The organism is Zobellia russellii (genome assembly GCF_018728565.1).
Lineage (GTDB): Bacteria > Bacteroidota > Bacteroidia > Flavobacteriales > Flavobacteriaceae > Zobellia > Zobellia russellii.
Map to the genome: position 1 here is coordinate 122,810 of NZ_JACSOI010000003.1, position 26,509 is coordinate 149,318.

The following is a 26,509-nucleotide window of genomic DNA, read 5'->3' on the forward strand; positions in this document are numbered from 1 at the left end:
TATTACATAAAAAAACAGAAGGCAAATGTCATTTTATAGTAAGGTATCGGATTTTGGTTCACGGTTTATGGGCAAGCACACCCTTTTTAAACATGGGTTTAACTTATCGCCAATGTACCGCAGAACTACCGCTAGGGTAAAACACGTTTCAGAAGACCTTAAAAAGGTAACGGTTAAACTTCCTATTAGCTATAAAAACAGGAATTACGTAAATACTATATTTGGGGGCAGTCTTTTTTCGGCGGTAGACCCCATACCCATGGTCCAGCTAATTCATATTTTGGGCAATGATTTTGTGGTGTGGGACAAATCTGCGGAGATTGCTTTTAAAAGACCGGCAAAAGAGGACGTATACGCAGATTTTGAATACGACCAAGAAGAAATAGACGAAATTAAATTAAGGCTAGGGCAGGAAGAGGAGATAGATATCGTAAAGACAACCCATTTAATGAATGCCGATCGTAATACTGTTTTCTGTGAAGTAAAGAAAACGATTTATGTAGCGAACAAGGAACACTACAAAAAGAAACGGGCGCTGGCCACCGTACAAAAAAAGGAAGGGAAACAGTAGGTTGTTTACCTAAGTTGCGTTTGGTTTTTTTCTGCTTCGCACCACTGTGTGTCAAAGGAGCGTTAAGCTCCTTTCTCAGCAACTTTGGCCTGGTTCCCTTGCCAACCTTTATTGAATTGTTCCATAAGTTCTTTTACAAGCTCAGGCTGCTCCTTGGCAATGTTTACGGTTTCGGACGGGTCTTTTTCATGGTCATAGAGTTCTATGAAAATGGGTTCTGCTGTAGCATCCGTATAATCTTTCCAAACTATAAACCGATACTTTTGGGTACGCATAGAATAGCCCATGAGTCGGTTTTCAAATAGGTCGCGGTCCCATTTTTTGCCTTGTTGTTTTTTTATACGGCCCTCAACATCCTCTATTAATGGTCCAAATGAAGTTTCCCGCATTCCTTTGGATAAGGGGTTGGCCGCCCATTCACGCAATGCTGGCGTGGGGAATTGAGAAAAAACCGCTGTTTTCCATTCTTGTTCGGGATTGGAAAGTAAAGGCGCAAAACTCTGGCCCTCTAAAGTTTCGGGCTTTGAAATAGCGGCAAGCTCACAAAGGGTTGGGTACATATCCACTAGCTCTACAAGGGCATCGGTAGATTTCCCTCTAGTTTCTTTTGCCATATCCGGAGTGCGTATAATTAACGGAACCCGTGTTGCAATTTCATAATTGGTGGCTTTCCCCCAAATACCCATATCGCCTAAATGCCAACCGTGGTCACTCCACAAAATAACAATGGTATTGTCCTTTATTCCTGCATCTTCCAATGCGGCAAGCATTTTACCAATTTGGGCATCTACGTAACTTACGCAGGCTAGATAGGCATGTTTCAATTGTATGGCCTGTTCGGGAGAGATATCGCCTTTTTTAGGAATTCCCGCCCTGGACCTTAATTCAAACGAAGCATGAAGCCCCATAGTGGCACCGTCTTTGGGGGCTTTGTCCTGCTCGGCAAGTTTAATGTCCGCCTCATCGTACATATCCCAGTATTTTTTAGGGGCTATCCAATCCAAATGGGGTTTTTTCATGCCCATACCCAAGAAGAACGGTTTTTCAGGATTTTTTTCCAACATATCTTTCATAGTGGCAATGGCCAGATCGGTGTTGAAACCGTCTTCGTAGGCATTGTCGGGAAAATCGGCAAACTCATAGGAAGGCCCTTTACCAAGTCCGTTTCTAAGCGCATTCTCGCCGTATTTGGCTACCATGGCCGCGCTATTTTCTTTTTGCATTTTAATGTTCTCGGGCAGTTTAAAACCGAATTTTACATCGCTTTTGCTCATGGCAACGGGCTCTCTGCTCCATGAAAGCTCCGGGTCGTTATATTTGCCGTGATAGATTTTTCCGGTGTAAACGGTCTCATAACCATTGGCTTTAAAATGCTGAGGAAGGGTTTGTATATCCGGGTTTTTATCCCTGAAATACGTAAAGTTTTCAATCACCTGAATGGTTTCGGGCCGGGCACCGGTCATTAAACTGGCTCTGGAAGGACTGCAAATGGCCTGTTGGCAATATGCATTATTAAAACGAAGACCTTCATGGGCAAGTGCATCTATGTGTGGGGTAATGGCAATATCGGAACCGTACACGCCCAATTCCGGCCTAAGGTCATCTATGGCAAGAAACAGAATGTTAGGTTGTTTTGGTGTTTCTTTTGGTGCGGGAGTAGTAGAATTTTTGCAACCGAATAACAACCCAATACAGACAAGAGCAAGGATACGAATGTTCATTTTTAGCGTGTTTTATAAAACGATTTTAAAGTGCCTAGTTCTTAAAGTCACGGAAGGGCACATACAACGGTCTACAAAGTAACCTTAAAATGGGGCGTGTGCGTTTTCGTATTTTAGCAAGGGTCGGCACTATTTTAACCCTATTGGCTAACAGGTGTAATTAGTAGGTTTTCACACTAGAAAGCGGTGTGTATTTTTAATTAGGGGCTTATAAATTTTAAAATTAATTTACCTTTCATGAGAATTGGTTTATATTCAAAACATGCATAGCGTTTCTCGTTTTTTATTTCAATTTATAACGGTCTGTATTCTAGGTTTTTCTACAACGGTCTACGGGCAAGGTAAGGTTGGTAATTATGAAATTACTCATTTTCAACTGCCCATAGAAACGGAGACCCAGGATATTTTGGAGGATCGTTACGGGTTTCTTTGGATAGCCTCTACCAATGGTCTATGGCGTTTTGATGGGGGTAATTTTAAGAATTATAGTAAAAATGAGCATGAGCAGACCAGTATCACGGACAATCATGTTTTTTGTCTGTTTGAAGATAGTGCGGGTGTTTTATGGGTGGGTACCTATGGTGGTGGTTTATTAAAATATGATCGGGAGTATGACCGTTTTCAGCGGTTTATTCATGACGAAAATAACCCGGAAAGCCTCAGTTTTAATGAAGTTAGGGTAATTTATGAAACGGCGGACAAAACTTTTTACATCGGGACGGATGGTGGCGGGTTAAATATCATGGACCGTGAGACCGGAACTTTTAAAAGGTTTCAACACAATGCACAGGACCCCAAGAGTATTAGCCATAATAACGTGCTGGATATACAGGAAAGCCCGGATGGTCGCCTTTTTGTAGGTACCTGGATCGGGCTAAATGTATTCCATTCAAATACAGGGAAATTTACACGTTTGGTAAAAAATATAGCGGAGGGTTCCCATGCGTATCCCGTTTTGGGGTTTTATAATGATTTGATTGTTTCTAGCGGTAAGCTGTTTACCGTGGATAAAAAGAACCGGTTCCACAGATTGAGTTTAACCCAGGACTGGGTGAGTGCCATACAGCCGGATGACGTAGGTAACTGTTGGATAGCTCATGGGGGAGAAATAGCGATTATAGATGACCAATTTAAAACCCAGAAATTAATAGCGCTAAATGAGCGGTTCAAGGATGGGGCTTTTTACATACGGCAAATATTTCACAACCCGGCCAAGGAAGATTCTTGGGCCTTGGACGGTACGGGCCATTTTTTCCACATTAAAAAATCGGCAGTCATTTTTAAGCCGTTCATAGCACCTGGGGTTAGCGGCAAAATCCTAAAAACAAATAGCAACTACTGGGTGTTTGATGGAGGTACCATTACCATCTATGACAAAGCTACTCACGAACAGGTTAAAACGCTAAAGGGCTTTTACCATAGAACGTATATGAGTTCCTACGACAAGGAAACCGTTTGGGTGGCAGATACCAATTCCATCTATCAATTTACCGAAGCAGGGGAAACGCTTTCCAAAACCAGTAGAAAACCTGCCGAGCTTTTTGGTCTTTTGGAGACCAGTGCCGGACTGGTTTGGACAGGAGAGGTTTTGGGTGCACGTATCTACGACCCCAAAACCGATGCCACTGTTTATTTTGACTGTGACCCCAATGACCCTAACGGTATCGGGTACTTTCACCGTGCCAATGAACTGTTCGAGGATTATAAAAATCAAATTTGGATCGGGACCAATGGCGATGGGGTAAAACGCTATCTACCGGAGAAAAATCAGTTTGTACACTACAGGCATGAGATTGGCAATACCGCAACGGTAAACAACAATTTTATAAATGTAATTTTTGAAGACGCAGACCGTACCCTTTGGGTGGGAACAAACTCGGGGCTTTGTAGTTATGATGCACAAAAAGATTTGTTTGTTCAGTATGATAATGCCCTCCTGAAAGATAGGATTATTAACAGCATTGAACAGGACGGCAAGGGCAACCTGTGGTTGGGTACAAGAAACGGACTTATAAAACTGGATGCGAAGAACAATGTGGTGCGTATTTTAAATGAGCAGGACGGACTCATTTCACAGAAAATCAATGTTTCTAGCGCGGTTACGGATAACGGGCATATGGTATTTTCCACCAACTCGGGCTTTATGACTTTTGACCCGGAAAGGGTAGTGCCCAGTACCAAGACACCATCGGTCTATATTTCTAAACTGTGGGTTAACAATGAACTGGTTACACCGGATAGCGATTACATAAAAAAAAGTATTGAGGTAGAGGATCATCTACAGTTATCCTATAAGGACCAAAAGATAGAACTGGGATTTCAAGCCATTCAGTACGAAAATACACAACGGTGCCAATATGCGTATATGCTGGAAGGTTTTGATAAGGACTGGACCATGGCCAATGGTACACGGGCAACCTATACCAACTTGCCCTCCGGGAACTATACCTTTTTGTTAAAAGCTACCAACGAAGACGGCGTCTGGACGGATAAATTAAAACGATTGCACATTGAAGTGACCCCTCCGTTTTGGGAGCGCCTGTGGGTTCAAATTCTAGCGGGAATTCTGGTGATTTTATTAGGGGTCTGGGCATTTCGCTACTTCTTGCTACGGGAAAGGACCCGGAACAAGTTTGAGATAGAGAAGCAACGCGTGTATCAATTTGAGGAGTTGGCACAGATGAAATTGCGGTTTTTTACCAATATCTCCCATGAGCTGCGTACACCCTTAACGCTCATTACCTCTCCGTTGGACAAGTACATACGTAAAGGCACCAAACCGGATACCAAGGTATTGCAGATGATGCACAGAAATAGTAACCGTCTGTTGGAGCTTGTCAATCAGATTCTGGATTTTAGAAAACTGGAAGGAAACCAACAATTGCGAATCAAGGCCCATGATGAACTATTGGTCTGTTCCAACATGTACACGGCCTATGAATATTGGGCAAAGGAGAAGAATATAAATTTTATATGCGATGCCCCGGAAACGGATTATACCCTTTATTTTGATGAGGATATTATTGAAAAAATGGTGAGTAACCTAGTTTCCAACGCGTTTAAGTTTACACCAAAAAACGGAAAAATCACCTTGAAGGCTTCGTACGTAAATCTTGAAATTGATACGGATGATAAAGTAAAGAACGGAAGCTTGTGTATAGAGGTCATAGACAACGGTTCGGGCATTCCGGCAAAGTACCAGAAAAAAGTTTTTGAACGGTTTTATCAGTTAGATGAGAACCCCAATAAAGGGTACAGTAGTGGTATTGGTCTTTCGCTGATTTCGGAATTGGTGAAATTGCACAGAGGGAGTATCGGCTTAAAGAGCGAAGAAGGTGTAGGTTCGCATTTTACCATCACCTTGCCTATAGGTTATAAAGATTATGAAACCGCCGTTGAAGAAAAAGCGGTTCCCATGGTAGAGAGTACAACGGGGGAAACCGTAGTGTTACTTATTGAGGATAATGAGGATATCAGAAATTACCTGACCACAGAGTTGTCCGACGATTATGTAATTCTTCAGGCAGATAATGGCAAGGATGGTTTTCAGTTGGCCTTGGAGCATATTCCGGATATTGTAATAAGTGATATTATGATGCCATTATTCGATGGAATTCAAGTGGCAAATCAATTAAAGGGAAATGAATTAACGGCCCATATCCCGTTGATGTTCTTGACTGCCAAAACGGGCTTGGAAAACAAATTGAAAGGTCTGGAAACGGGTGCCGAAGATTATATTGAGAAGCCTTTTAATGTTTCGGAGATTAAAATGAAAATCCAGAACCGTCTAAAAAGTAGGCATAGACTCATCAAAAAATATCAAAAAGAAGAGTTGTTCGTAGAACCTAGCTCGTCCGTAGATCAGTATTTGATAAAGGTGAACGAAGTCATTGATGCGCATCTGGAAAACTCGGATTTTTCAATCGATTATCTATGCGATGAATTGGCTATTGGCCGTTCACAATTGTACCGAAAAATTCAGGCCTTGACCGGTAAAACCATAATTGAATATATCAACACCTATAAATTATCCAAAGCCATGCCCATGCTTCAGGAAGGGAATCTAAGCATTAAGGAAATTGCGTTTAAAGTAGGGTACAATGACAACCGGTATTTTAGTAGAATTTTTAAAAAGGAGTTTGGCCACCCGCCATCTCATTACGTATCCAAGAAGTAGGTTAAGTGTATGTAACACACAAAAAATGCACCTATTTGAGTAATAAGTCTACATTGTAAAAGAGGGAGTTAGGTATTTTTGAGAAGCATTTTGTATAACTGCACCAAAAATACTCAAATGAAAAACTCCAGACGAAACTTCATTAAACAGTCCGCTCTTGCAAGTGCCGCTGTAACCATACCCACTTATAGTTTTGGGATTATAAACAGGCCAAAATTATCCGATCAAATTATTGGTCATGGCAATTTTAAATATCGTGTCCATAAAGAGTGGGGCAACCTAAATCCGGCAAGCACTCCGGTGAAAAATTGCCATGAAATGGTAATGGACTCCAAAGGCAGATTGATTATGGTAACGGATGAAATAAAGAACAATGTTATTGTTTATGACAAGTCTGGAAAACTATTAAAAAGCTGGACTCATGATTTAAAATCCGCCCATGGTTTAACCCTGTCCAAAGAAGGGGAAGAGGATATGCTTTTTATTACTGATAATGATGGGGCTATCTTAAAAACTACGGTAGACGGCAAAGTACTTATGCAATTGCCAAATCCGCATGAGATAGGAGTATATGAAAAGGACCAAAAGTACCGTCCTACGGAAACTGCTGTAGGTCCCAACGGAGACATCTATGTTGCTGATGGGTATGGCTCCGATTTCATTTTGCAATACTCAAAAGATGGAGAGTTTATCAGAAAATTTGGGGGGCACGGTCTTGAGGACCATTTGTTCAGTACGGCCCACGGAGTTACGATAGATGACAGAGATCCCAACAATATCACTTTATTATGTACCTCTAGAAAGCACAATTCGTTTAAACGCTATAGCCTGGACGGTAAATATCTGTCCAGTATTTTTCTGCCCGGGGCTTTTGTTTGTAGGCCGGTCATAGATGGTGAGAATTTGTACTCGGGCGTATGTTGGTCCAGACTTAAATATTTGGAGCAAACTCCGGATTCGGGTTTTGTTACCATTCTGGACAAAGACAATAAAGTAATCTCAAATCCCGGAGGTACTGCCCCCGTCTATAAGAAAGGGGAACTACAGCTTATGGTGCAAGAGGTGCCGTTGTTCAATCATTGTCATGATGTATGTATTGATGATGATAAGAACATTTATGTCTGTCAGTGGAATGCCAATAAAACCTATCCTATAAAATTAGAAAGGGTATAGTTCATGAAAAAACAGGTTTTACAACTCCTAATTTTGGGCGTACTTCTGGTCTCTTGCAAGGACCAAGGGCAATATGCTTCCATTCCGCAGAAAAAAGTGCCGGATAGGGTAGACTATAATTTTGATGTGCGTCCTATCTTGTCGGACAAGTGTTTTAATTGCCACGGTCCCGATGCCAATAAAAGGTCTGCAGACCTGCGGCTAGATACTCCCGAAGGGGCGTATAAGGCATTAAAGGATTCGGAAAACGAGTTTGTTATTGTGCCTAGGAATATAGAAAAATCCATGGTGTACCAACGGATTACGACCAAGGATAGTTCCAACCTTATGCCACCGTTGGAATCCAATTTAAAACTATCCGATTACGAAATAAAGGTGTTGAAAAAGTGGATAGAGCAGGGAGCGGTCTATGACCCTCACTGGGCGTTCATACCTGTGAAAAAACCAAAAATTCCAAATACGGATTCAGATTGGGTGAATAACGAAATTGACCATTTTGTTTTGGATAAACTGAGCGAAGTCGGTCTTGAACCCAACGAAATTGCGGATAAGGAACGTCTGTTAAAAAGGGTTTCTTTGGATATTACAGGTTTGCCGCCCACTCCGGAAATGCGTAAAAAATTCATATCGGATAATGCTCCCGATGCTTATGGGAAAATAGTAGATGAGTTATTGTCCAGTCCTCATTACGGTGAGAAAATGGCGAGTCATTGGTTAGATGTGGCGCGCTATGCAGATTCGCACGGTTTCCAGAACGATCAGTTGCGTACCATGTGGCCATGGCGGGATTGGGTAATTCATGCTTTTAACGAAAATTATAGCTACAAAAAGTTTGTAACCTACCAGTTGGCGGGAGACCTGATGCCCACTAAAAACATAGAGACCATTTTGGCAACGGGTTTCAATAGGAATCATAAAATAAACCAAGAGGCCGGTATTATAGAAGAAGAGTTCAGGATAGAAAATGTAACAGATCGAACCAATACTTTTGGGAAGGCTTTTTTAGGACTCACCTTGGAGTGTGCCAAGTGCCATGATCACAAGTATGATCCCATTTCGCAGAAAGACTACTTCAGCACCTTTGCCTTTTTTGATAAGGTAGTGCATAGGCCAAAACCAATGGGCGAAGTATTGGCAGAGCCTCCATTAATTACACTTACGGATGAGGTTGTAGAAAAGGAACTCCCGTTCGTAAATAAAAAGGAACCGGAAGATGTAGAGGTTATGGTTATTGAGGAGAAACCGGACATAAGAACCACCCATTTGCTAAATAGGGGTGTGTATGATGATAAAGGTGAAATTGTCCAGCCCAGTACACCGGAGTCGGTCTTAAAATTTGATACTCTGGTTTATGACCGTAACAGGCTTGGTCTTACCAAATGGCTTTTTGATGAAAAGAATCCATTAACGAGCCGTGTTTTTGTGAATAGGGTATGGCAAGAAATTTTTGGTGAAGGTATTGTTAGGTCTTCTGGAGATTTTGGTATGCAGGGAGACCTGCCCACTCACATAGGTTTATTAAATTGGCTTTCCGCAGATTTTATGGAGAACGATTGGGATATGAAACGTTTGGTGAAGCAAATAGTCATGTCATCTACCTACAGACAGTCTTCGGTGGTTGATAATAAAAAGCTGGCCATAGACCCGGACAACAGATACCTTTCGCACATGACGCGCTTACGGTTTACTGCGGAAACCATTAGGGACCATGCATTGGCAACCAGCGGTTTATTAAATGATGAAATAGGAGGCCGTAGTGTAAAAGTATACCAACCTGATGGTATTTGGGAAGCGGCCAGTTCAGGACGTGGTATTTTGGCCAATTATGTGCAAGATCATGGGAAGGACCTGTATAGACGGGGTATTTATATTTTTATAAAACGGACAACCCTGCCACCGGTTCAACTGACTTTTGATGCGGCCACACGTGACCAATGCGAGGTAAAAAGGCAGTCAACCATGACTCCGCTCCAAGCACTCATAGCCTTGAACGACCCTACTATTCTTGAAGCGGCAAGAGTACTGTCCGAAAGTTTAATACAGGAAAAAAGTACGGTAGATGAAAAAATAGAGAAAGCCTTTGAGCGCATTCTCTGTAGGAGTATAAAGCCCAAGGAAAAGGAAATGTTGGTAGAGTATTACCAAGATCAGGAAGAGACATTTGCGAACAATACGCAGAAAGCAAAAGATTTTATTGAAGTTGGGGAGTACCCCATTTTAAAGGGTAGGGATGAGGTGAAAGTTGCCGCACTAATGCAGATTGTTCACACCATCTATAATCTGGAAGAAACCATAGTAAAAGGTTAACGTTCAATTAAAAGATATGGATAAAGAAGTTTTTGAACATTATTTGAATACGAACCGTAGACACTTTTTGGGTAAAATGGCCATGGGAGTAGGGGGTGTAGCCTTAGGTTCCCTTTTAATGCCCGATTTGCTAAAAGGTAAAAAAGCAGCGGAAGAACAGTTGCCTTTGGGATTAAAGCATTTTGCCGCCAAAGCCAAACGGATTATTTTATTGGTACAGAACGGGGCACCTTCGCAATTGGAGACTTTTGATTACAAACCCAAATTGAACGATATGTTCGGCCAAGAGCTACCGCCTTCAATTAGAGGAGAGCAAAAGTTAACGGGTATGACAGCGGGGCAAAAATCGTTTCCGCTAGTGGGGTCTAAATTCGGCTTTAAGCAATATGGGGAATCCGGTACTTGGGTAAGTGAGCTTTTTCCGCATATCGCCAAAATTACAGATGATATTTGCATGATCAAGAGCATGCATACGGATGCTATTAACCACGATCCGGCACTAACCTTTATGCAAACCGGGGCCCAGGTTGGGAATAGGCCCAGTATTGGTTCATGGTTCAGTTATGGTCTGGGTAGTGAAAACCAAAATTTACCGGCCTATTGTGTGTTACTTTCAAAGGGCAAGGGTAACGGTCAAGGAGTATATTCAAAATTATGGTCTAATGGATTTTTGGACAGCTCGCACCAAGGGGTGCAATTGAGTGCCAGTGAAGACCCTATTTTATATTTGAACGACCCAAAGGGAATGGACCGTGAAACCCGGCGTAAGATGCTAGACCATTTGGCGTCTTTAAATCAGCTAGGGTACGATGAGTTTGGTGATCCAGAAATTCCGGCAAAGATAAAGCAGTATGAAATGGCTTTTAGGATGCAAACGGCCGTTCCCGAGATTACGGATGTATCCAATGAGCCCGATCACATCAAAAAAATGTACGGGCCGGATTGTATGGTGCCGGGCACCTATGCGGCCAATTGCTTGCTGGCAAGAAAACTCTCCGAATCCGGAGTGCGTTTTGTACAATTGTACCACCAAGGGTGGGATCAGCACAATGATCTGGTAGGCGAGATTAAAGGACAGGCCAAAGATGTGGATATGGCTACCGCAGCCCTGATTACCGATTTAAAACAAAGGGGACTTTTAGATGAAACCTTGGTGATATGGAGCGGAGAATTCGGTAGGACCAACTATTGCCAAGGAAAACTCACAAGAGACAACTATGGGCGTGATCACCATCCACGATGTTTCAGTATCTTTTTGGCCGGTGGCGGTGTAAAATCGGGTATCTCCTATGGTAAGACGGACGAGTTAGGGTATAACATAGTGGAAAGTCCGGTGCATATTCATGATCTGCATGCTACTATTATGCATTTAATGGGCTTGGACCATGAAAAATTAACGTATAAGCATCTGGGTAGAAGGTTCCGTTTAACGGATGTTCATGGCCATGTGGTAAAAGATATTCTAGCCTAGCTATATGAAAAAAGCGGTTCCCTACGTTTTGAACGTTTTGTTCTTTCTGCATGTACTATTGGCATTTTTAGTACTCTTTGAAGGCTATATGAAGGTTCCCTTTTGGGTACAACCTTTAGGACGGATGCATCCTTTGGTATTGCACTTTCCGGTAGCGTTCATCGTACTTTTGGTAGTACTCAATCTGTTCAAAAAGCAATTGGAACCCGCCACTTTTAAAAAGATAAACTTTGCGCTGTTATTGCTTACGTCCTTTACAACGGTTCTGGCAACCCTTATGGGGCTTTTGTTATCGTTGGAAGGGTATGATTCGGAGTTGCTAACGCTCCATAAATGGGTAGGCGTGGCCTTGTGCTTTGTGATTTATGCGCTTGTTTGGTGTTATTCCTATCCAAAAGTGTTTCAGGTATTACTGTATGTGGGTCTGATAGGTGTTATGGTAGGCGGGCATTTTGGTGCGGGATTGACGCATGGCACTAATTTTTTAATGGAGCCCATTACCGCTTCAAAAGAGGGAATTATAGATGAAAATACACCGGTTTATACGGCATATATTGCTCCCGTTTTAAAGGCGAAATGTACCAGTTGCCATAATCCGCAGAAACATAAGGGCGATTTGGATTTGACCACAATCGAAGCTATAACCAAAGGAGGGGAAAATGGAGACTTGTGGTTGCCCCATAATGCAGAGGAGAGTCTTTTTCTAAAAAGGGTAGCCTTGCCTCTTGAAGATGAAGAGCACATGCCGCCCGAAGGAAAACCGCAACTTACGGAAACTGAAATTGAATTAATGCGGACTTGGATTCAACACGGAGCGGACCATCAAGTGAATTATGCGCAACTAAAAGAAGCCGATACCTTAAAGCAACTACTTGCCAGTAAATGGATAAAATCTACGGAAGAAAAAAAGTATGAATTCGGTTTTGTAAGTCAGCAGACAATTAAAGAACTCAATAATCCGTACCGTACGGTAGTTCAAAAGTCGCCTTCATCACCTGGTCTGGACGTTGCAATATTTGGGCGAAGCGCCTTTCAGGATGCCAATTTAACCGAATTGGAAAAGGTAAAGAATCAAGTAGTCTATTTAAATCTGGCGAACCTCCCCATTAATACAGATCATACGGCAACCATTGGAAAGTTTGGAAACTTGGAGCATTTGGTGCTCAATTTTACAGATGTAAATAGTGAATCTATTGCCGCGTTGGCGAGTTGTACCCAACTAGAAACCTTATCCTTGTCCGGAACCGCTGTAGACGCCAGTGTTTTGGAGCACTTAAAAGGTCTAAAAAGTCTAAAGGAGGTGTTTGTTTGGAATACGGACTTGGAGGCAGAGGATATTGAGGCATTAAGAAATGGATTGCCCAAAATGGTTATTAACGAAGGTTACATTCCAAACCCGGAAGAGGAGCTGGAATTAACACCGCCAACTTTGGAGAACGAAGGCAATATTATAAGTTCTGGTGATTTGATTTCCCTAGGACATAAAATGAACGGAGTTAGTATTCACTATACTTTGGATGGTTCTCAGCCGGATTCTACTTCAACCATTTTTACAAAACCCTTTGCGTTAGATTTAAAGGGCGAAAGAAAACAGACCATAAAAACATTGGCCTATAAAGACGGTTGGTTGGCCAGTAAACCGGTTTCCTATGAGTTTTATGATAGAGGTTTGGTACCTGAGGGCGTAGAAGTTTTACACCCCGGGCTATTAAGTTCGTACACGGGCAATGCCGAGAAAATATTAACGGATGCCGTTCGCATCAATGAAAAAATAGGTTTCTCTAAATACTGGGCCTCTTTTAAGAAGGACCCGTTAGTGGCCGTTGTTGATTTTAGCAGTTCTGCACCGGAAATTGGGGAGGTGGTCCTAAGTTGTGGTATCCATTTTAAGCAAAAGGATTCGCCATTGGACTATGTAGCCGTTTGGGCCAGCGATGACAAGGAAGATTGGAAACTGATTAAACAACAGAGTTTTGCCCATGAAAATATAATGGAGCGACTTAAGGAAATATCTATGAAGCTTCCGAAGCAATCCTATAAATACTTAAAAATAGTAGCGCAACCGCAAAAAGGCCAGATCATACGCGTTAATCAATTGTTCTTTTTTTAAGGGTTAGGCTTTTACCAAGGGTATGGTAGAATCCCGTTCGATCATAGTGGTTTTGATTACTTCGGTTTCAAAAGCTTTGTCCGTTTGGGTTTGTTCTATCCGGCTCACCAACCGTTGGGCTGCGCGTTGCCCCATGTGGTACCCATGTTGACTTATAGAAGTTAGGCTGGGCCTTACATATTTGGGAAGCACCCCGTTGGTAAAACAGATTATGGAAAGCGCCTCGGGAATCTTCATGCCCAAAGAATTAGCGGTCAGCAAAGAGGTAACTCCTGCTTCTTCCTCCAATCCCAAAATAGCGTCTACTTTTCCGGCAGAGAGTAATTTTCGAATTTCTACCTCCATAAAAGACTTCTCCAGTTTTTCAAAAATTAAGCTCTGGTCCAGTTCTATATTGTGGTCCTTTAGGCATTGGTGGTACCCGTTAATTCTCAGTTTTGAAATCTCAAGGTCGCCCAAAAGCGAAACAACGGCAATACGCTTGCATCCGGATTTTATAAGATGCTCTGTTGCATTGTAGGCAGCTTTGGTATCATTTATGGTTACCTTATCGCATTCTAATTTTGAGGAAACACGATCAAACATCACCAACGGTATACCTTTGTTCAAAAAAGGTTCAAAATGGTCTACTTTGTCCATCTTTCCGGTTTCCTCGGCCAAGGAGACTAAAAGTCCGGAAATGGCACCTTTGCGTAACATCTCCGTAATGGCAACCTCTTTATTGTAAGATTCATTGGAGATACAGGCAATCATATTATAACCATGATCGTTCAGGACCTTTTCCACACCGCTAATGACCTGGGCAAAGAAGTAATTAAGAACATTGGGAATGATAACACCCACGGATTGCGATGATTCCTTTCTTAGATTAATGGCATTAAGGTTAGGGCGATATTTGTGTTCCTTGGCGTAAGCAACTATTTTGGCCTTGGTACGGGCACTGATCTCATGGCTATCGTTCAATGCTTTGGATACGGTAGATTTAGAGACCTTAAAATGCTTTGCAATATCGTCTAAACTAAGTTTTCGTTTCATAACTGCATCAAGATACTAAATATCATCAATACCATTTTACTTCTTTATTACCTTCCTGATCGCTAAAATACCATTTTGGCCCTACGCTTTTTACGAAACCCGTTTCGAAAAATGTAAAATATTGTAAATATCTGATTTTAAACAGGTTGTGATTGCGAAATTTTGAATTTATAAACGCTTGTATTTCGTATTTTTAGTACGGAAACGAATTATCTGGAACTCGTTTTAAGTTATAGTGTAAATTTGACAAAAGCGCTTGGTTTTTAGGGGTCTACAAGATACCCTATGAGGATTAAACCGAAAAACAAAGGCACTTACAAACACCAAAAGATGATGTATAGTATAGGTTACGATATAGGAAGTTCGTCAATAAAAGCGGCCTTGGTAGAGGTGGGTACCGGTAAACCCGTAGCTGTAGTGAGCGAACCCAAAACAGAGATGGATATTCTGGCCATTAATAATGGTTGGGCGGAACAGGACCCGGATACCTGGTGGAAACATGTGTGTACCGCAACAAAAACATTGTTGTCCGAGAACAATATAAAACCGGAAGAGGTCACGGGTATTGGTATTTCTTATCAAATGCACGGATTGGTGGTGGTTGATGAAAACCTAAAGCCTTTACGCGAGTCCATTATTTGGTGCGATAGTAGGGCAGTGGGCATAGGTCAAAAGGCATTTGATGAATTGGGGAATGACCGTTGTAGTGAGAATTTATTGAATTCGCCGTCCAACTTTACCGCTTCCAAATTAAAATGGGTAAAAGAAAACGAGCCGGAAACTTTTGAGCGTATCCATAAGTTTATGCTTCCCGGAGATTATATAGCTTGTAGGTTAAGCGGAATGACAAACACTACCTTATCCGGCTTGTCCGAAGGTATTTTTTGGGATTTTAAAACGAATAGTCTGGCTACTTGGTTATTGGACTATTACGGATTGAATGAATCTCATGTACCTGAAATAGTAGATACTTTTTCGGTTCAAAGTAAAGTGTCTGAACAAGGCGCAAAAGAATCGGGTTTAAAAGAAGGCACGCCTATTTTATACCGCGCAGGAGACCAACCCAACAATGCATTGTCATTGAATGTTTTCAATCCGGGGGAGGTAGCGGCTACAGGTGGTACATCTGGGGTAATCTACGCGGTTACGGATAACCTTTCGGTTAAGGAAAGCTCGCGGGTAAATAACTTTGCCCACGTGAATTATAGTGAGGCCAACAGGTTTGTGGGCAAGCTTCTTTGTATTAACGGAGCTGGTATTCAATACCGCTGGTTATTGAACAACTTAAGTGTTGCTTCATACGATGAAATGAACGATTTGGCCAATTCGGTACCACAAGGTTCGGACGGTGTAAAAATATTGCCCTTTGGTAATGGTGCCGAACGCATGTTGAACAATGTAGACCTAGGAACCAATATTTTTGGTATCAACCTGAACAACCACACCAAAGCCCATTTATGTAGGGCCTCATTGGAAGGAATTGCCTTTTCATTTGTGTACGGTATGGAAATCCTAAGGTCGGACGGCATTACCGCTACCAAAATACGGGCTGGAAACGATAACCTGTTTCGCTCGGAAATTTTCTCGAACACTATAGCGACACTTATTGATCGCGAAATAGAAATATATAATACCACAGGCGCTATTGGTGCAGCTAGGGCTTGTATTTTACGCGATGGCGATTTTTCAAGCTTCGGAGAACAGATTATGGCCAATGATTATGTCATGAGCTATAAACCATCCGCAGAAAAAGAAGCATTGCAATCTGCATATTCCGCATGGAAAAAAGAATTAGAACAATTATTAAAAAAACAAGTAACATGGCATTATTAGGAGACAAGGAGTACTTTAAAGGTATTGGAGACATTAAGTTTGAAGGGAAAGAATCAGACAACCCTTTAGCGTTTAAATATTACAACCCCGATCAAGTTGTTGCTGGCAAGACCATGAGAGAGCATTTTAAGTTTGCCATTGCCTACTGGCATACGTTCTGTGGGCAGGGTTCCGATCCATTTGGACCAGGTACGCAAAGCTTTGAGTGGGATAAATCTACGGATGCCGTTCAAGCCGCAAAAGACAAGGCAGATGCCGCTTTTGAGTTTATCAGCAAAATGGGATTTGATTATTTCTGTTTTCATGATTTCGATTTAATTCAAGAAGCATCAACTTTTACCGAGTCGGAAAAAAGATTGGCTACGATTACGGAGTACCTTAAGGAAAAGAAAGCGGCTTCAGGTATTAAATTATTATGGGGTACAGCTAACTGTTTCTCTAACCCAAGGTACATGAACGGTGCCGCTACCAACCCTGATTTTGATGTGGTTGCCAGAGCCGGAGGTCAGGTAAAAATGGCATTGGACGCTACTATTGCCTTAGATGGTGAGAACTACGTTTTCTGGGGAGGTCGTGAAGGATACATGTCCCTATTGAACACCAATATGGGAAGAGAATTGGATCACATGGCCAAGTTCTTGACCATGGCAAGGGATTATGCCCGTAAGCAAGGTTTTAAAGGAACTTTCTTTATTGAGCCAAAACCAATGGAGCCTACAAAGCACCAATATGATTTTGATACGGCTACGGCAATCGGGTTCTTAAGAGAGCACGGACTTGAGAAAGACTTTAAAATAAACATAGAGGTAAACCATGCTACTTTGGCACAGCACACTTTTCAGCATGAAATGGAAGTTGCCGCAAACGCAGGAATGCTAGGAAGCTTGGATGCCAACCGTGGTGATTATCAAAACGGATGGGATACAGATCAGTTCCCGAACAATATTCTTGAAACTACAGAAGCTATGTTGGTTTTCTTGCAAGCAGGAGGCCTACAGGGTGGTGGTGTTAATTTTGATGCTAAAATCAGAAGAAACTCAACCGATCTAGAAGATATTTTCTTGGCCCACATTGGAGGTGCGGATACGTTTGCAAGAGGTTTGATTACTGCCGATAAAATTATCCAGTCTTCGGACTACACCAAACTTCGCGAAAACCGTTACAGTTCTTTTGATTCCGGAAAGGGAAAAGAATTTGAAGATGGTAAGTTAAGCCTACAGAACTTATACGATCTAGCGGTAACTAATGGTGAGTTAGAGCTTAAGAGCGGTAAGCAAGAATTGTTCGAGAATATTGTAAACCAGTACATTTAGGATATATGAAGTTTTTTATAGATACAGCAAATTTAAACGACATTCAAAGCGCCTACGAGTTAGGTGTTTTGGATGGCGTAACTACCAACCCTTCTTTGATGGCCAAGGAAGGAATTACTGGAAAGGAAAACATTTTAAAGCATTACTTGGCTATTTGTGAGAAAGTTGAAGGCGATGTTTCCGCTGAAGTCATTGCGACGGATTATGACGGTATGATCAAGGAGGGCGAAGAATTGGCTGCCTTACACCCGCAGATCGTAGTAAAATTACCTATGATTGCAGATGGAGTTAAAGCTTGTAAATATTTTTCGGACAAGGGAATAAAGACCAACGTTACTTTAGTTTTTTCCGCGGGGCAGGCGTTATTGGCCGCTAAAGCGGGAGCTACCTACGTTTCTCCGTTTTTAGGAAGACTGGACGATATTTCAACGGATGGTTTACGTTTGATCGAAGAAATACGTTTGATCTATGACAACTACGGTTTTGATACACAGATTTTATCCGCATCCGTACGTCATACCATGCATGTTATTAACTGCGCCAAATTAGGGTCTGATGTAATGACAGGTCCATTATCAGCAATTGAAGGCCTTCTAAAGCACCCATTAACGGATAGTGGTTTAGAGAAGTTTTTGGCAGATTATAACAAAGGAAACTAATAAAAAAAACTTAAGAAAGTAGACCATGTAGCCATGGTCGCCCCAATGGTTAATTTTTGATTCAATACATGAAATTGCCGGTGGTCTGATCTACCGGCAATTTGGTTTGTGATATCTTTAGTATCCAGTATTAAATGTAGATGCTTTGGTGACAGCTTTTCCTTTCATGGTGCCAGAGCGTTGGCCAACTGTTCCGTTTGTGTGGATTGATCAATTGGTCTATCTTCAGGCAGGCATGAAAAGGCGTTCGTTTTAGAGTCAAATCGGTAATCTATAATTCATCCGCAAGGCGGTACTTATATATGCAGTTTGTAAAGGTAATTTTGGTCTTAATTTCTTGTGCGTTTTTTACGCAAGGTTGCCTGTATGCCCAAAATTCTGAAACGGAATATAATTTTGTAAGTATTGAGCAGGACAATACACAAAGAGCGGTCTCTACTATTGTTGAAGATAGTATGGGACTTATCTGGATAGGAACCAATGGCGTTGGGTTAAAAAAGTATAACGGCATTGATTTTATTACCTACAAACAAGATATAAACGAATCCAAGTCAATAAGTAACTCGCTTATTCATACCTCGTATATAGACCGTTATGATAGACTTTGGGTGGGTACGGAAACAGGTCTTGATCTCTACAACACAGACCTTGATAATTTTGATAAAGTAGAACTTGGGAATGATACCGCAAGACAAGGAAGTATCCTTATTAGGGCTATTCAAGAAGGTATTAATGGAGAACTCTTAGTGGGCTCACATTATCATGGTGTATTTAGGGTAGACCCTTTGACTATGAAAAGTGAGTCAATTCCCATTCAATCTACTATAGATATAGCCACACTTCAGGTCAACTATATTTTAAAAAGCACCACGGGTAAAATCTATGTGGCCACAAATTATGGTCTCTTTGAGTATAATGGAGTTAAGGTAATACCCTTACAAATAGTAAATGAAAAGGGAGAGGAAGTCAAAAGTCTATCAAGGAATATCGAGACTTTATTCCAGGATAAAGAAGGGGCCATTTGGTTGGGAACCTTATCGGATGGTTTGGTGAAAATAAAATTCATATCCGGGAACAAATACAGTATAGACTCCTTTGAAATAACTCCGGAGCGGGTTTTTTCAATCGCTCAAGCTGCAGATGGTAATATTATCTGCGGTACGGAAAATGATGGCCTTTTTGTCCTAAAAGCAGATGGAACGCTGATCAAGAACTATCGTTATGACAAGTTTGATGTAAACAGCATAAAATCCAATTCCATCTGGTCCGTATTTGTAGATAGCCAAGAGCGTATCTGGATCGGCTACTACAACAAGGGGGTAGGGGTTTATGACAAGTTGTACGATAAGTTCAGAGATATAAAGAGCTTGGCGAACATCAATAACTCTTTGCTGTTGCCATCCGTTACGGGTATTGTGAGCGATAAAAAAGGAAAACTGTGGATAGGTTTGGATGGTGGTGGAATAGATGTATATGACACTAAAGACAATAGCATTGTACATTTGAAAGACCCTCAAAACGGGATAGCCACGAACCTGCATGCCGCTGCGGTTTCAGGGATGTTTTTTGACAGTAAGGGCAATCTCTGGGTAGGAACTTGGAACTCGGGCATTTACTTTCTGGAAAAGAATGCTACAGCCTTTAAAAATTATAAAATTTCCAATACCAATGGCGGATTAACCAGTAACCGTATCATGACCTTTGATGAGGACAAAAACGGAATAATCTGGATTGGCTCCTATGTAACGGGTTTACATTCCTATAATCCTAAAACCCAAAAATTCACACCTCACCTTGACCGGATTTTTCATGACCAGGTACCCCATCACGGAGAGGTACGTAAGGTTCTGGTAGATAGCAATGGTTTTATCTGGTTGGGTACCACAGGCGGACTGTACAAAATTAAAAGTGATTTTTCCGAAGGAGACAAGGCTATTTCTTTGGTGGAGCGCATGCATGCAAATACGAGTCAACAGCTTATAGTAGATAGAATTATATCCTTATATGAGGATAGTAACCGCATTATTTGGATAGGCACGGACGGCGGAGGTCTGTGCAAATATGATCCTTTCAAAGACTCGTTTACTTGGTACGGAGATAGGAACGGTCTAAGCCAACAGACCATAGCTTCTATTTTAGAGGACAATAATGGCGCCATTTGGTTGGGGGGCAACAATGGCATTTCTAGAATGGATGTGGAAAAAGAGAATTTCAAGAATTTTGATGTTCACGACGGACTTCTGGCCAATGATTTCAATTTTAATTCCACTTTTAAGGATGAAGCGGGTATACTATATTTTGGGAGTTATGAGGGCGTAAATTCTATAGACCCCCAGAACCTGAATTTTAATGAGCACGAACCGGAAGTATATTTTACGGATTTTAAACTCTTCAATAAATCCGTGGTTCCGGGAACGGAAGACTCGCCTTTAGAGAAGGTAATTAATCGTACCAAGGCCATGACTCTTTCCAACAGCCAGTCCGTTTTTACCATAGAGTACGCCGGAATTAATTTTACAAGGCCCAAAAAGAACCAGTACGCCTATATTCTGGAAGGGTTTGATAATAGATGGAACTATGTAGGTAGTACAAGAAGTGCCACCTATACCAACCTGCCTCCGGGCGATTATGTTTTTAAAGTAAAGGCCGCCAATAATGATGGGGTTTGGAACAATACCCCAACGACAATGGTCATTACGGTTTTGGCGCCGTGGTGGAGTACCAATCTGGCCATATTTCTATATGTTTTGGCTATTCTTCTCATTACCTATTTCTTAGTGAATTTGGCCAGCCAGCGCATACGTGAAAAGCGCATAGTTCAGTTTGAACGTGAAAAACGACTGCAGGAAGAAGTATTGAACGATAGAAAAATTCAATTCTTTACCAATATCTCTCACGAGTTTAGAACCCCGCTTACCCTTATATTAAATCCTTTGGAAGACATTCTGCGAGATTCGGAACAGGTGTTTTCAAAGAAAATGAAAGAGAAGTTGAGCATCATCCATAAGAATACCGATCGGTTAAAACGGTTGATAGATGAGCTGATGGATTTTAGAAAACTGGACATCAACAAGCTGAACGTTAAAGTATCTGAACTGGAAGCCGTGTCATTTGTAAAGGAGATAACCGGTCATTTTGAGGAAGAAGCTATCTTAAAGGATGTGCATTTGGTGGTTGAGTCGGATGAACCGCCCATAACGCTATGGAGCGACCCCTCCATGCTAGAGAAAGTAATTTTTAATATTCTCTCCAATGCCTTTAAGATTACTCCGGATAAAGGCACCATTACCGTGGGTATTTATAAACGTGCCGATAAAATTATATTGCCTCTTTTAAACGAAGAAGAGCCCGTTCAGGCCTTGGAAATTTATATTGAGGATACCGGAAGCGGTATTGGTAAGGACGAATTGGAAAAGGTTTTTGAGCGTTTCTATCAGGTTGAAAAAATGAACAGCCAGTATTATGGCGGTACAGGTATTGGTTTAGAAGTGGTAAAGAGTTTTGTAGATCTGTTAAAAGGAAAAATTACCGTAGAAAGCGAAGAAGGTATCGGAACCAAGTTCAAGATTTTCCTGCCGTTGGGGAATGCCCATTTTAAACCTAGCGAACTTTTCTTAAAACCAACACCTAAAGCGGATGACTTACCACTGGCCAGAGTAGATGAAGATATAGTGGAAAGACTTACCAATAAGGGCTCCGGTATTACTTTGCTCATTGTGGAGGACAATGCGGAACTGCGTAGCTACCTAAAAAGCGAACTTAAGGAGGAGTACACCATTATTGAAGCCGTAAACGGTACGGAGGGACTAAAAGCTGCGGAAAAAAGAACTCCGGATATTATCCTGTCGGATGTGGTTATGCCCGAAATGGATGGTTTTGAGTTCTGTAGACATATTAGGGAAGACCTAAAAACAAGCCATATTCCTATACTTATGTTAACGGCCAAAACCATGACGGAGGATTGGGTAAAGGGAATTGATTCCGGAGCGGATATCTACCTTACCAAACCTTTTGAGATGACCGTTTTAAAAGCTCAACTAAAGCAGATTCTTAGCAGTAGGCAGGTACTTTTTAACAAGTATTTAAATGATTCCAATAATGTAAAAGTACCCGAAAACACTTCCGAACTGGATAAAGGTTTCATTTCCAAAGTGCTGGATTATGTTACCGCCAACCTATCGGATGAAAACCTTAATGTAGAGCAGTTGGCAGAAGAACTGAACCTAAGTAGAAGTCAATTATACCGGAAGATTAAAGCGCTCACCGGTTACTCCGCAAATGAATTCTTAAGAAAGATAAGGCTTGAAAAAGCCAAGAAAATGATAGAGAACGGAAACGAATCTATCAGTGAGGTCTGCTTTAAAGTGGGTTTTTCCTCTCCTTCTTATTTCACCAAATGCTTTAAGGCCCAGTTTGGGTTTCTTCCTACAGAAGTAAAGTAAGGGCTTATTAATTTTTATTGTAGTACAAATCTTAATTCTTCGTTGGATTTAACTAAATTAGGGGTTGAATAGATGCGTACGGATTATGCGGTGTATAAACGCGTTTGCAGACTAGAAAATATAAAAATGACATCTAACCGATACATTTCAATTGGAAAAATAATAGCTCTGATTACTTTTTTGATTGGTATGTTGATTTTTGGAACATATTACTTTACAACAAATGGAGAACTCTTGTTTCTCGGATACGGTTTTGTCGTTCTTGCAGGAATAATCAACCTAATTACCCTAATCGGAATTTTAGTGCGAGTCCAAACCGATAAAACAAATCGGAAAGAATTATTAAAAGTAAGCGGAATGATATTGTTGAATATACCAATTATGTTTGGCTGTATGTTGATATCGATGATGGTTCTTGGTAATATGAGAATTACATTCACAAACAGTACACAAAACGAACTGACAGAAATTAAAATTGTAGGTTGTGAAACGGAACGAATTGCGCAACTTGAACCGAATGAAAGTAAAACCGTTTGGGTTGGTATTACAGGAGACTGCTCAATATTCGTTGAATACACAGAAAACGGAGTAAAAAGAAAAGAAACAGTTGTTGGGTATGTAACGTCTGGTGGAGGACAAAAAATGAGTTATAAAATTAATAGAAAAAATAAAGACAATCAAGTGCAATACATCCAAAATTCTTTATGGAATAATGGCTTTTGTTTCTATGCTCACCTTGTTTATTAGTTTGTGAGAAAAGGTATTGGTGATTTCTCCAATATTCAAAATAAACCCTAAAAACTCACCTTATTTCAATGTGTTTTTACTTCAATTAGACACGATTCTGTCATCTGTTTTCTCGGTTTCGTAAGGCATAATTTTACACTCTCATTTTCGGCCTAGGGCCCAAATGCTTTGGTACTATTGCATTTGCAAAACAAAATGCCACAAATGTTCTATACTGCGCTTCATTTGTAGTATGGCCCACCTGCTTATTTTCCGACTTTTATCAAACTATAGTCTTCAAAACAGAAAGGAGCTATTATCAATTTCTTTATTTAACCTTTTTAAATTAATGATATGTTTAAATCCGTTGTATTATTTTTTGCAATTCTGTTGTTTTTGTTCGGTTTTGGAAAAATCAGGGAAAGCAATTTTCAAACCGAAGATGATGCTGCCAGTCTCAAGAAAGTATATGAAAAAGACTTTTATATTGGGGCGGCCGTAAACGACCGGATCATTACAGGAAACGATGCAAAAGCGCTTAAAGTCTTGAAAGGGGATTTCAATTCGCTAAGCCCGGAAAACGTTATGAAATGGGAAGCCCTTCATCCATCTCCCGATACCTATAATTTTGAGATGGCGGACAAATATGTGGCGTTGGGCAAAAAGAATAATATGCACATTGTAGGGCATACATTGTTATGGCATAGCCAAATTGGCCAATGGATGAATTCCGTCAAGGATAGTGCCCAAATGGCCAACTATATTAAAGAACACATTACCACGGTTGCAGATAGGTACAAGGGAAAGATAGACAGTTGGGACGTGGTGAACGAAGCGCTTAACGAGGATGGCTCTCTACGGGAATCCGTTTTCTTGGAAGTAATGGGGGAGCGCTATTTGGAGTTCGCTTTTAAAATGGCAGAAAAGGCCGATCCTGCCGCAGAGTTGTATTACAATGACTATAACATGTGGAAGCCTAAAAAGAGGGAAGGCGCCATTAGGCTTATAGAAAACCTTCAAAAGAACGGTGCCAAAATTCACGGGGTTGGTATGCAGGCCCACTGGGGTCTTACGGAACCTTCGTTGGAAGAAGTAGAGGCAAGTATCGTAGCCTATGCCAAATTAGGGATTAAAGTAGCCATAACCGAATTGGACGTTACCGTTCTGCCCAACCCTAGGGAACTAGAGGGCGCGGAAATAAGCCAGAACTTTGAGAACAGCGAGGAAATGAATCCATACCCGGATGCCTTGCCGGATTCTGTAGAAGTACAGTTGGCGGAGCGTTACCGAGATATTTTTAAGCTTTTCTTAAAGCACAGCGATAAAATTGACAGGGTTACGTTCTGGGGTGTGAACGATAGAAGCTCGTGGCTTAACAATTGGCCCATTAAAGACCGTACCAACTATCCGCTACTTTTTGATCGGGAGTACAAAACCAAAAAAGCATACTACGCTGTTACAGGCTTAAAAACCGATGCTACCAACCAACATTAATCTTCATGAATTTAGAATCTCAAAAATTATCCGTTAAGGAAAAAATAGGCTATAGTCTGGGCGATCTCTCGGCAAATTTGGTCTTTCAGACCTTAATGACGTACCTGGCCTATTTCTACACGGACATCTATGGCTTGGAAACCAACCATGCATCGGCCATTATGCTTACCGTAGGTCTTATTGCGGCCTTTGGTTTTAATCCTATTATAGGGGCTTTGGCAGACCGTACCACCTCCAAATGGGGTAAGTTTAGACCTTGGATTTTGTTTACGGCCATTCCGCTAGGAGTAGTGGCGCTGCTGGCGTTCAGTACACCTGATTTTGCCTATAAGGGCAAGGTCATTTATGCCGTGGTAACTTATACGTTGCTATTATTGCTGTACGCTGCGAACAACCTGCCTTACTCGGCCTTAAGTGGGGTTATTACGGGCGATATGGGCGAGCGAAACAGTTTGTCCGCTTACCGCTTTGTAGCGGTTATGTTCGCACAGTTTTTTGTTCAGGTTTTTATGTTACCCATAATTGAATCTGCAGGAGGTGGCAATAAAGCCGTTGGTATTGAAATTGTAATGACCTGGTTGGCCATTATAGGAACCGTAATGCTGATTATTACCTTTTTGACCACTAAAGAACGCATTGTTCCTACTTTGGAACAGAAATCTACACTTAAGGAAGATTTGGGTGACTTGTTCGGTAACAGGCCGTGGATCATTATGTTGGTGCTTACCACTTTGGTATTCATAACCTTGGCCATGAAAGGTGGCTCTTATGTGTATTATTTTGAAAATTATGTAAACGAAGAAAGCCTTACCCTTTTTATACAGCCCGTTCTTGATGGTTTGTCCGCTATTGGGGTCAACTTTTTTGGGGAAAATCCGGTATCCGCTGGTTTTGGCCTTTTTAATGCCGGGGGAATTATTTTTATGATTGTGGGTATTACGCTCTCAAAACGGTTCGCAGATACCTATGGTAAAAGGGATGTTTTTATGGTAGCCCTATTTTTATCAACACTGTTCATAGTTTTCTTTTACTTTTTTGCACCTACTTCTATTGGGTTGATTTTCATCTCACAAATTTTACACGGCTTCTTTTACGGTATCACCATACCCTTGCTTTGGGCCATGATTGCAGACGTTGCAGATTTCTCCGAATGGAAGAACAACCGTAGGGCCACAGCCATAATTTTCTCTGCCATGATGGTAGGGTTAAAAGGAGGTTTAAGTATAGGGAGCGCATTGGTAACCGCTATTTTGGGTATGTACCACTATGTTTCAAAAGAAGCAGTGGTAGCCGGAGAAGCCATTGTGCAGCCGGAAACTGCAGTGCAAGGCACCCGAATGTTGGTTAGTATCTATCCGGCCATTCCGTTTTTGATAGGTATAGGTTTGTTGTTTTTCTATGAAATCAACAAAACAACGGAAACCCGCATAGAATTGGATTTAAAGAAACGAAGAGAAAAATAATATCTAAAACAAAA

Annotated in this window: 15 protein-coding genes; 13 read left to right on the forward strand and 2 right to left on the reverse strand. The window is 41.3% G+C overall.

Going from position 1 to position 26,509, the window contains the following annotated elements; genetic code table 11:
* Window positions 1–25: 25 nt before the first annotated feature.
* On the forward strand, window positions 26–571 hold the full coding sequence (locus H9565_RS08630; RefSeq protein WP_215438835.1) for a DUF4442 domain-containing protein: 546 nt from the start codon (window positions 26–28) through the stop codon (window positions 569–571).
* A gap of 62 nt (window positions 572–633) precedes the next feature.
* On the opposite strand, the gene H9565_RS08635 is transcribed toward H9565_RS08630, so the two are convergent.
* Window positions 634–2,292, reverse strand: coding sequence for a sulfatase (locus tag H9565_RS08635; protein WP_215438837.1), 1,659 nt, complete (start codon window positions 2,290–2,292; stop codon window positions 634–636).
* A gap of 262 nt (window positions 2,293–2,554) precedes the next feature.
* Here H9565_RS08635 and H9565_RS08640 point away from each other — a divergent pair, with 262 nt between their 5' ends.
* The 5 genes from H9565_RS08640 to H9565_RS08660 all read left to right on the forward strand — a co-directional run bounded on the left by H9565_RS08640 (window position 2,555) and on the right by H9565_RS08660 (window position 13,530).
* The gene (locus H9565_RS08640) at window positions 2,555–6,469 is read left to right on the forward strand and encodes a hybrid sensor histidine kinase/response regulator transcription factor (RefSeq protein ID WP_215438838.1); all 3,915 of its coding nucleotides are present in this window, start codon (window positions 2,555–2,557) and stop codon (window positions 6,467–6,469) included.
* 117 nt (window positions 6,470–6,586) lie between these two features.
* Complete coding sequence (locus H9565_RS08645) at window positions 6,587–7,642, forward strand: NHL repeat-containing protein (RefSeq protein WP_215438839.1); 1,056 nt, start codon at window positions 6,587–6,589, stop codon at window positions 7,640–7,642.
* 3 nt (window positions 7,643–7,645) lie between these two features.
* Window positions 7,646–9,949 carry a PSD1 and planctomycete cytochrome C domain-containing protein gene (locus tag H9565_RS08650; protein ID WP_215438841.1) on the forward strand — a complete coding sequence of 768 codons (2,304 nt, stop codon included), beginning with the start codon at window positions 7,646–7,648 and terminating at the stop codon, window positions 9,947–9,949.
* 16 nt (window positions 9,950–9,965) lie between these two features.
* Window positions 9,966–11,420, forward strand: a complete 1,455-nt coding sequence (locus H9565_RS08655; RefSeq protein ID WP_215438842.1) for a DUF1501 domain-containing protein — start codon at window positions 9,966–9,968, stop codon at window positions 11,418–11,420.
* 4 nt (window positions 11,421–11,424) lie between these two features.
* The gene (locus tag H9565_RS08660; RefSeq protein ID WP_215438843.1) at window positions 11,425–13,530 is read left to right on the forward strand and encodes a c-type cytochrome domain-containing protein; all 2,106 of its coding nucleotides are present in this window, start codon (window positions 11,425–11,427) and stop codon (window positions 13,528–13,530) included.
* Between the two features lie 3 nt (window positions 13,531–13,533).
* Here H9565_RS08660 and H9565_RS08665 read toward each other — a convergent pair whose 3' ends face one another.
* Complete coding sequence (locus H9565_RS08665) at window positions 13,534–14,565, reverse strand: LacI family DNA-binding transcriptional regulator (RefSeq protein WP_215438845.1); 1,032 nt, start codon at window positions 14,563–14,565, stop codon at window positions 13,534–13,536.
* Between the two features lie 333 nt (window positions 14,566–14,898).
* Between H9565_RS08665 and H9565_RS08670 the strand changes: the two genes are divergently transcribed.
* From H9565_RS08670 to H9565_RS08700, 7 genes are all read left to right on the forward strand, one after another.
* Window positions 14,899–16,398 carry a xylulokinase gene (locus H9565_RS08670; RefSeq protein ID WP_215439469.1) on the forward strand — a complete coding sequence of 500 codons (1,500 nt, stop codon included), beginning with the start codon at window positions 14,899–14,901 and terminating at the stop codon, window positions 16,396–16,398.
* Complete coding sequence (gene xylA, locus H9565_RS08675; protein WP_215438846.1) at window positions 16,386–17,711, forward strand: xylose isomerase; 1,326 nt, start codon at window positions 16,386–16,388, stop codon at window positions 17,709–17,711. Before H9565_RS08670 ends, xylA begins: the two co-directional genes overlap by 13 nt.
* Window positions 17,712–17,716: 5 nt before the next feature.
* The gene (fsa, locus tag H9565_RS08680; RefSeq protein ID WP_215438847.1) at window positions 17,717–18,370 is read left to right on the forward strand and encodes a fructose-6-phosphate aldolase; all 654 of its coding nucleotides are present in this window, start codon (window positions 17,717–17,719) and stop codon (window positions 18,368–18,370) included.
* 302 nt (window positions 18,371–18,672) lie between these two features.
* Window positions 18,673–22,812, forward strand: a complete 4,140-nt coding sequence (locus H9565_RS08685) for a hybrid sensor histidine kinase/response regulator (RefSeq protein WP_215438849.1) — start codon at window positions 18,673–18,675, stop codon at window positions 22,810–22,812.
* 72 nt (window positions 22,813–22,884) lie between these two features.
* A complete protein-coding gene (locus tag H9565_RS08690; RefSeq protein ID WP_215438850.1) occupies window positions 22,885–23,559 on the forward strand; it encodes a hypothetical protein in 675 nt (224 codons plus the stop codon).
* Window positions 23,560–23,892: 333 nt separating this feature from the next.
* Window positions 23,893–25,032, forward strand: coding sequence for an endo-1,4-beta-xylanase (locus H9565_RS08695; RefSeq protein WP_215438852.1), 1,140 nt, complete (start codon window positions 23,893–23,895; stop codon window positions 25,030–25,032).
* Window positions 25,033–25,037: 5 nt separating this feature from the next.
* Window positions 25,038–26,495: an MFS transporter gene (locus H9565_RS08700; protein WP_215438853.1), complete on the forward strand. Its 1,458-nt coding sequence runs from the start codon at window positions 25,038–25,040 to the stop codon at window positions 26,493–26,495.
* Window positions 26,496–26,509: the final 14 nt, after the last annotated feature.

What these genes read in the sequence shown, in the direction of transcription:
- H9565_RS08630 (WP_215438835.1), top strand. Translation starts at nt 26, where the DNA reads ATGTCATTTTATAGTAAGGTATCGGATTTTGGTTCACGGTTTATGGGC.
- xylA (WP_215438846.1), top strand. Translation starts at nt 16,386, where the DNA reads ATGGCATTATTAGGAGACAAGGAGTACTTTAAAGGTATTGGAGACATT.
- H9565_RS08640 (WP_215438838.1), top strand. Translation starts at nt 2,555, where the DNA reads ATGCATAGCGTTTCTCGTTTTTTATTTCAATTTATAACGGTCTGTATT.
- H9565_RS08685 (WP_215438849.1), top strand. Translation starts at nt 18,673, where the DNA reads ATGCAGTTTGTAAAGGTAATTTTGGTCTTAATTTCTTGTGCGTTTTTT.
- H9565_RS08660 (WP_215438843.1), top strand. Translation starts at nt 11,425, where the DNA reads ATGAAAAAAGCGGTTCCCTACGTTTTGAACGTTTTGTTCTTTCTGCAT.
- fsa (WP_215438847.1), top strand. Translation starts at nt 17,717, where the DNA reads ATGAAGTTTTTTATAGATACAGCAAATTTAAACGACATTCAAAGCGCC.
- H9565_RS08655 (WP_215438842.1), top strand. Translation starts at nt 9,966, where the DNA reads ATGGATAAAGAAGTTTTTGAACATTATTTGAATACGAACCGTAGACAC.
- H9565_RS08695 (WP_215438852.1), top strand. Translation starts at nt 23,893, where the DNA reads ATGTTTAAATCCGTTGTATTATTTTTTGCAATTCTGTTGTTTTTGTTC.
- H9565_RS08635 (WP_215438837.1), bottom strand. Translation starts at nt 2,292, where the DNA reads ATGAACATTCGTATCCTTGCTCTTGTCTGTATTGGGTTGTTATTCGGT.
- H9565_RS08650 (WP_215438841.1), top strand. Translation starts at nt 7,646, where the DNA reads ATGAAAAAACAGGTTTTACAACTCCTAATTTTGGGCGTACTTCTGGTC.
- H9565_RS08645 (WP_215438839.1), top strand. Translation starts at nt 6,587, where the DNA reads ATGAAAAACTCCAGACGAAACTTCATTAAACAGTCCGCTCTTGCAAGT.
- H9565_RS08665 (WP_215438845.1), bottom strand. Translation starts at nt 14,565, where the DNA reads ATGAAACGAAAACTTAGTTTAGACGATATTGCAAAGCATTTTAAGGTC.
- H9565_RS08700 (WP_215438853.1), top strand. Translation starts at nt 25,038, where the DNA reads ATGAATTTAGAATCTCAAAAATTATCCGTTAAGGAAAAAATAGGCTAT.
- H9565_RS08690 (WP_215438850.1), top strand. Translation starts at nt 22,885, where the DNA reads ATGCGTACGGATTATGCGGTGTATAAACGCGTTTGCAGACTAGAAAAT.
- H9565_RS08670 (WP_215439469.1), top strand. Translation starts at nt 14,899, where the DNA reads ATGTATAGTATAGGTTACGATATAGGAAGTTCGTCAATAAAAGCGGCC.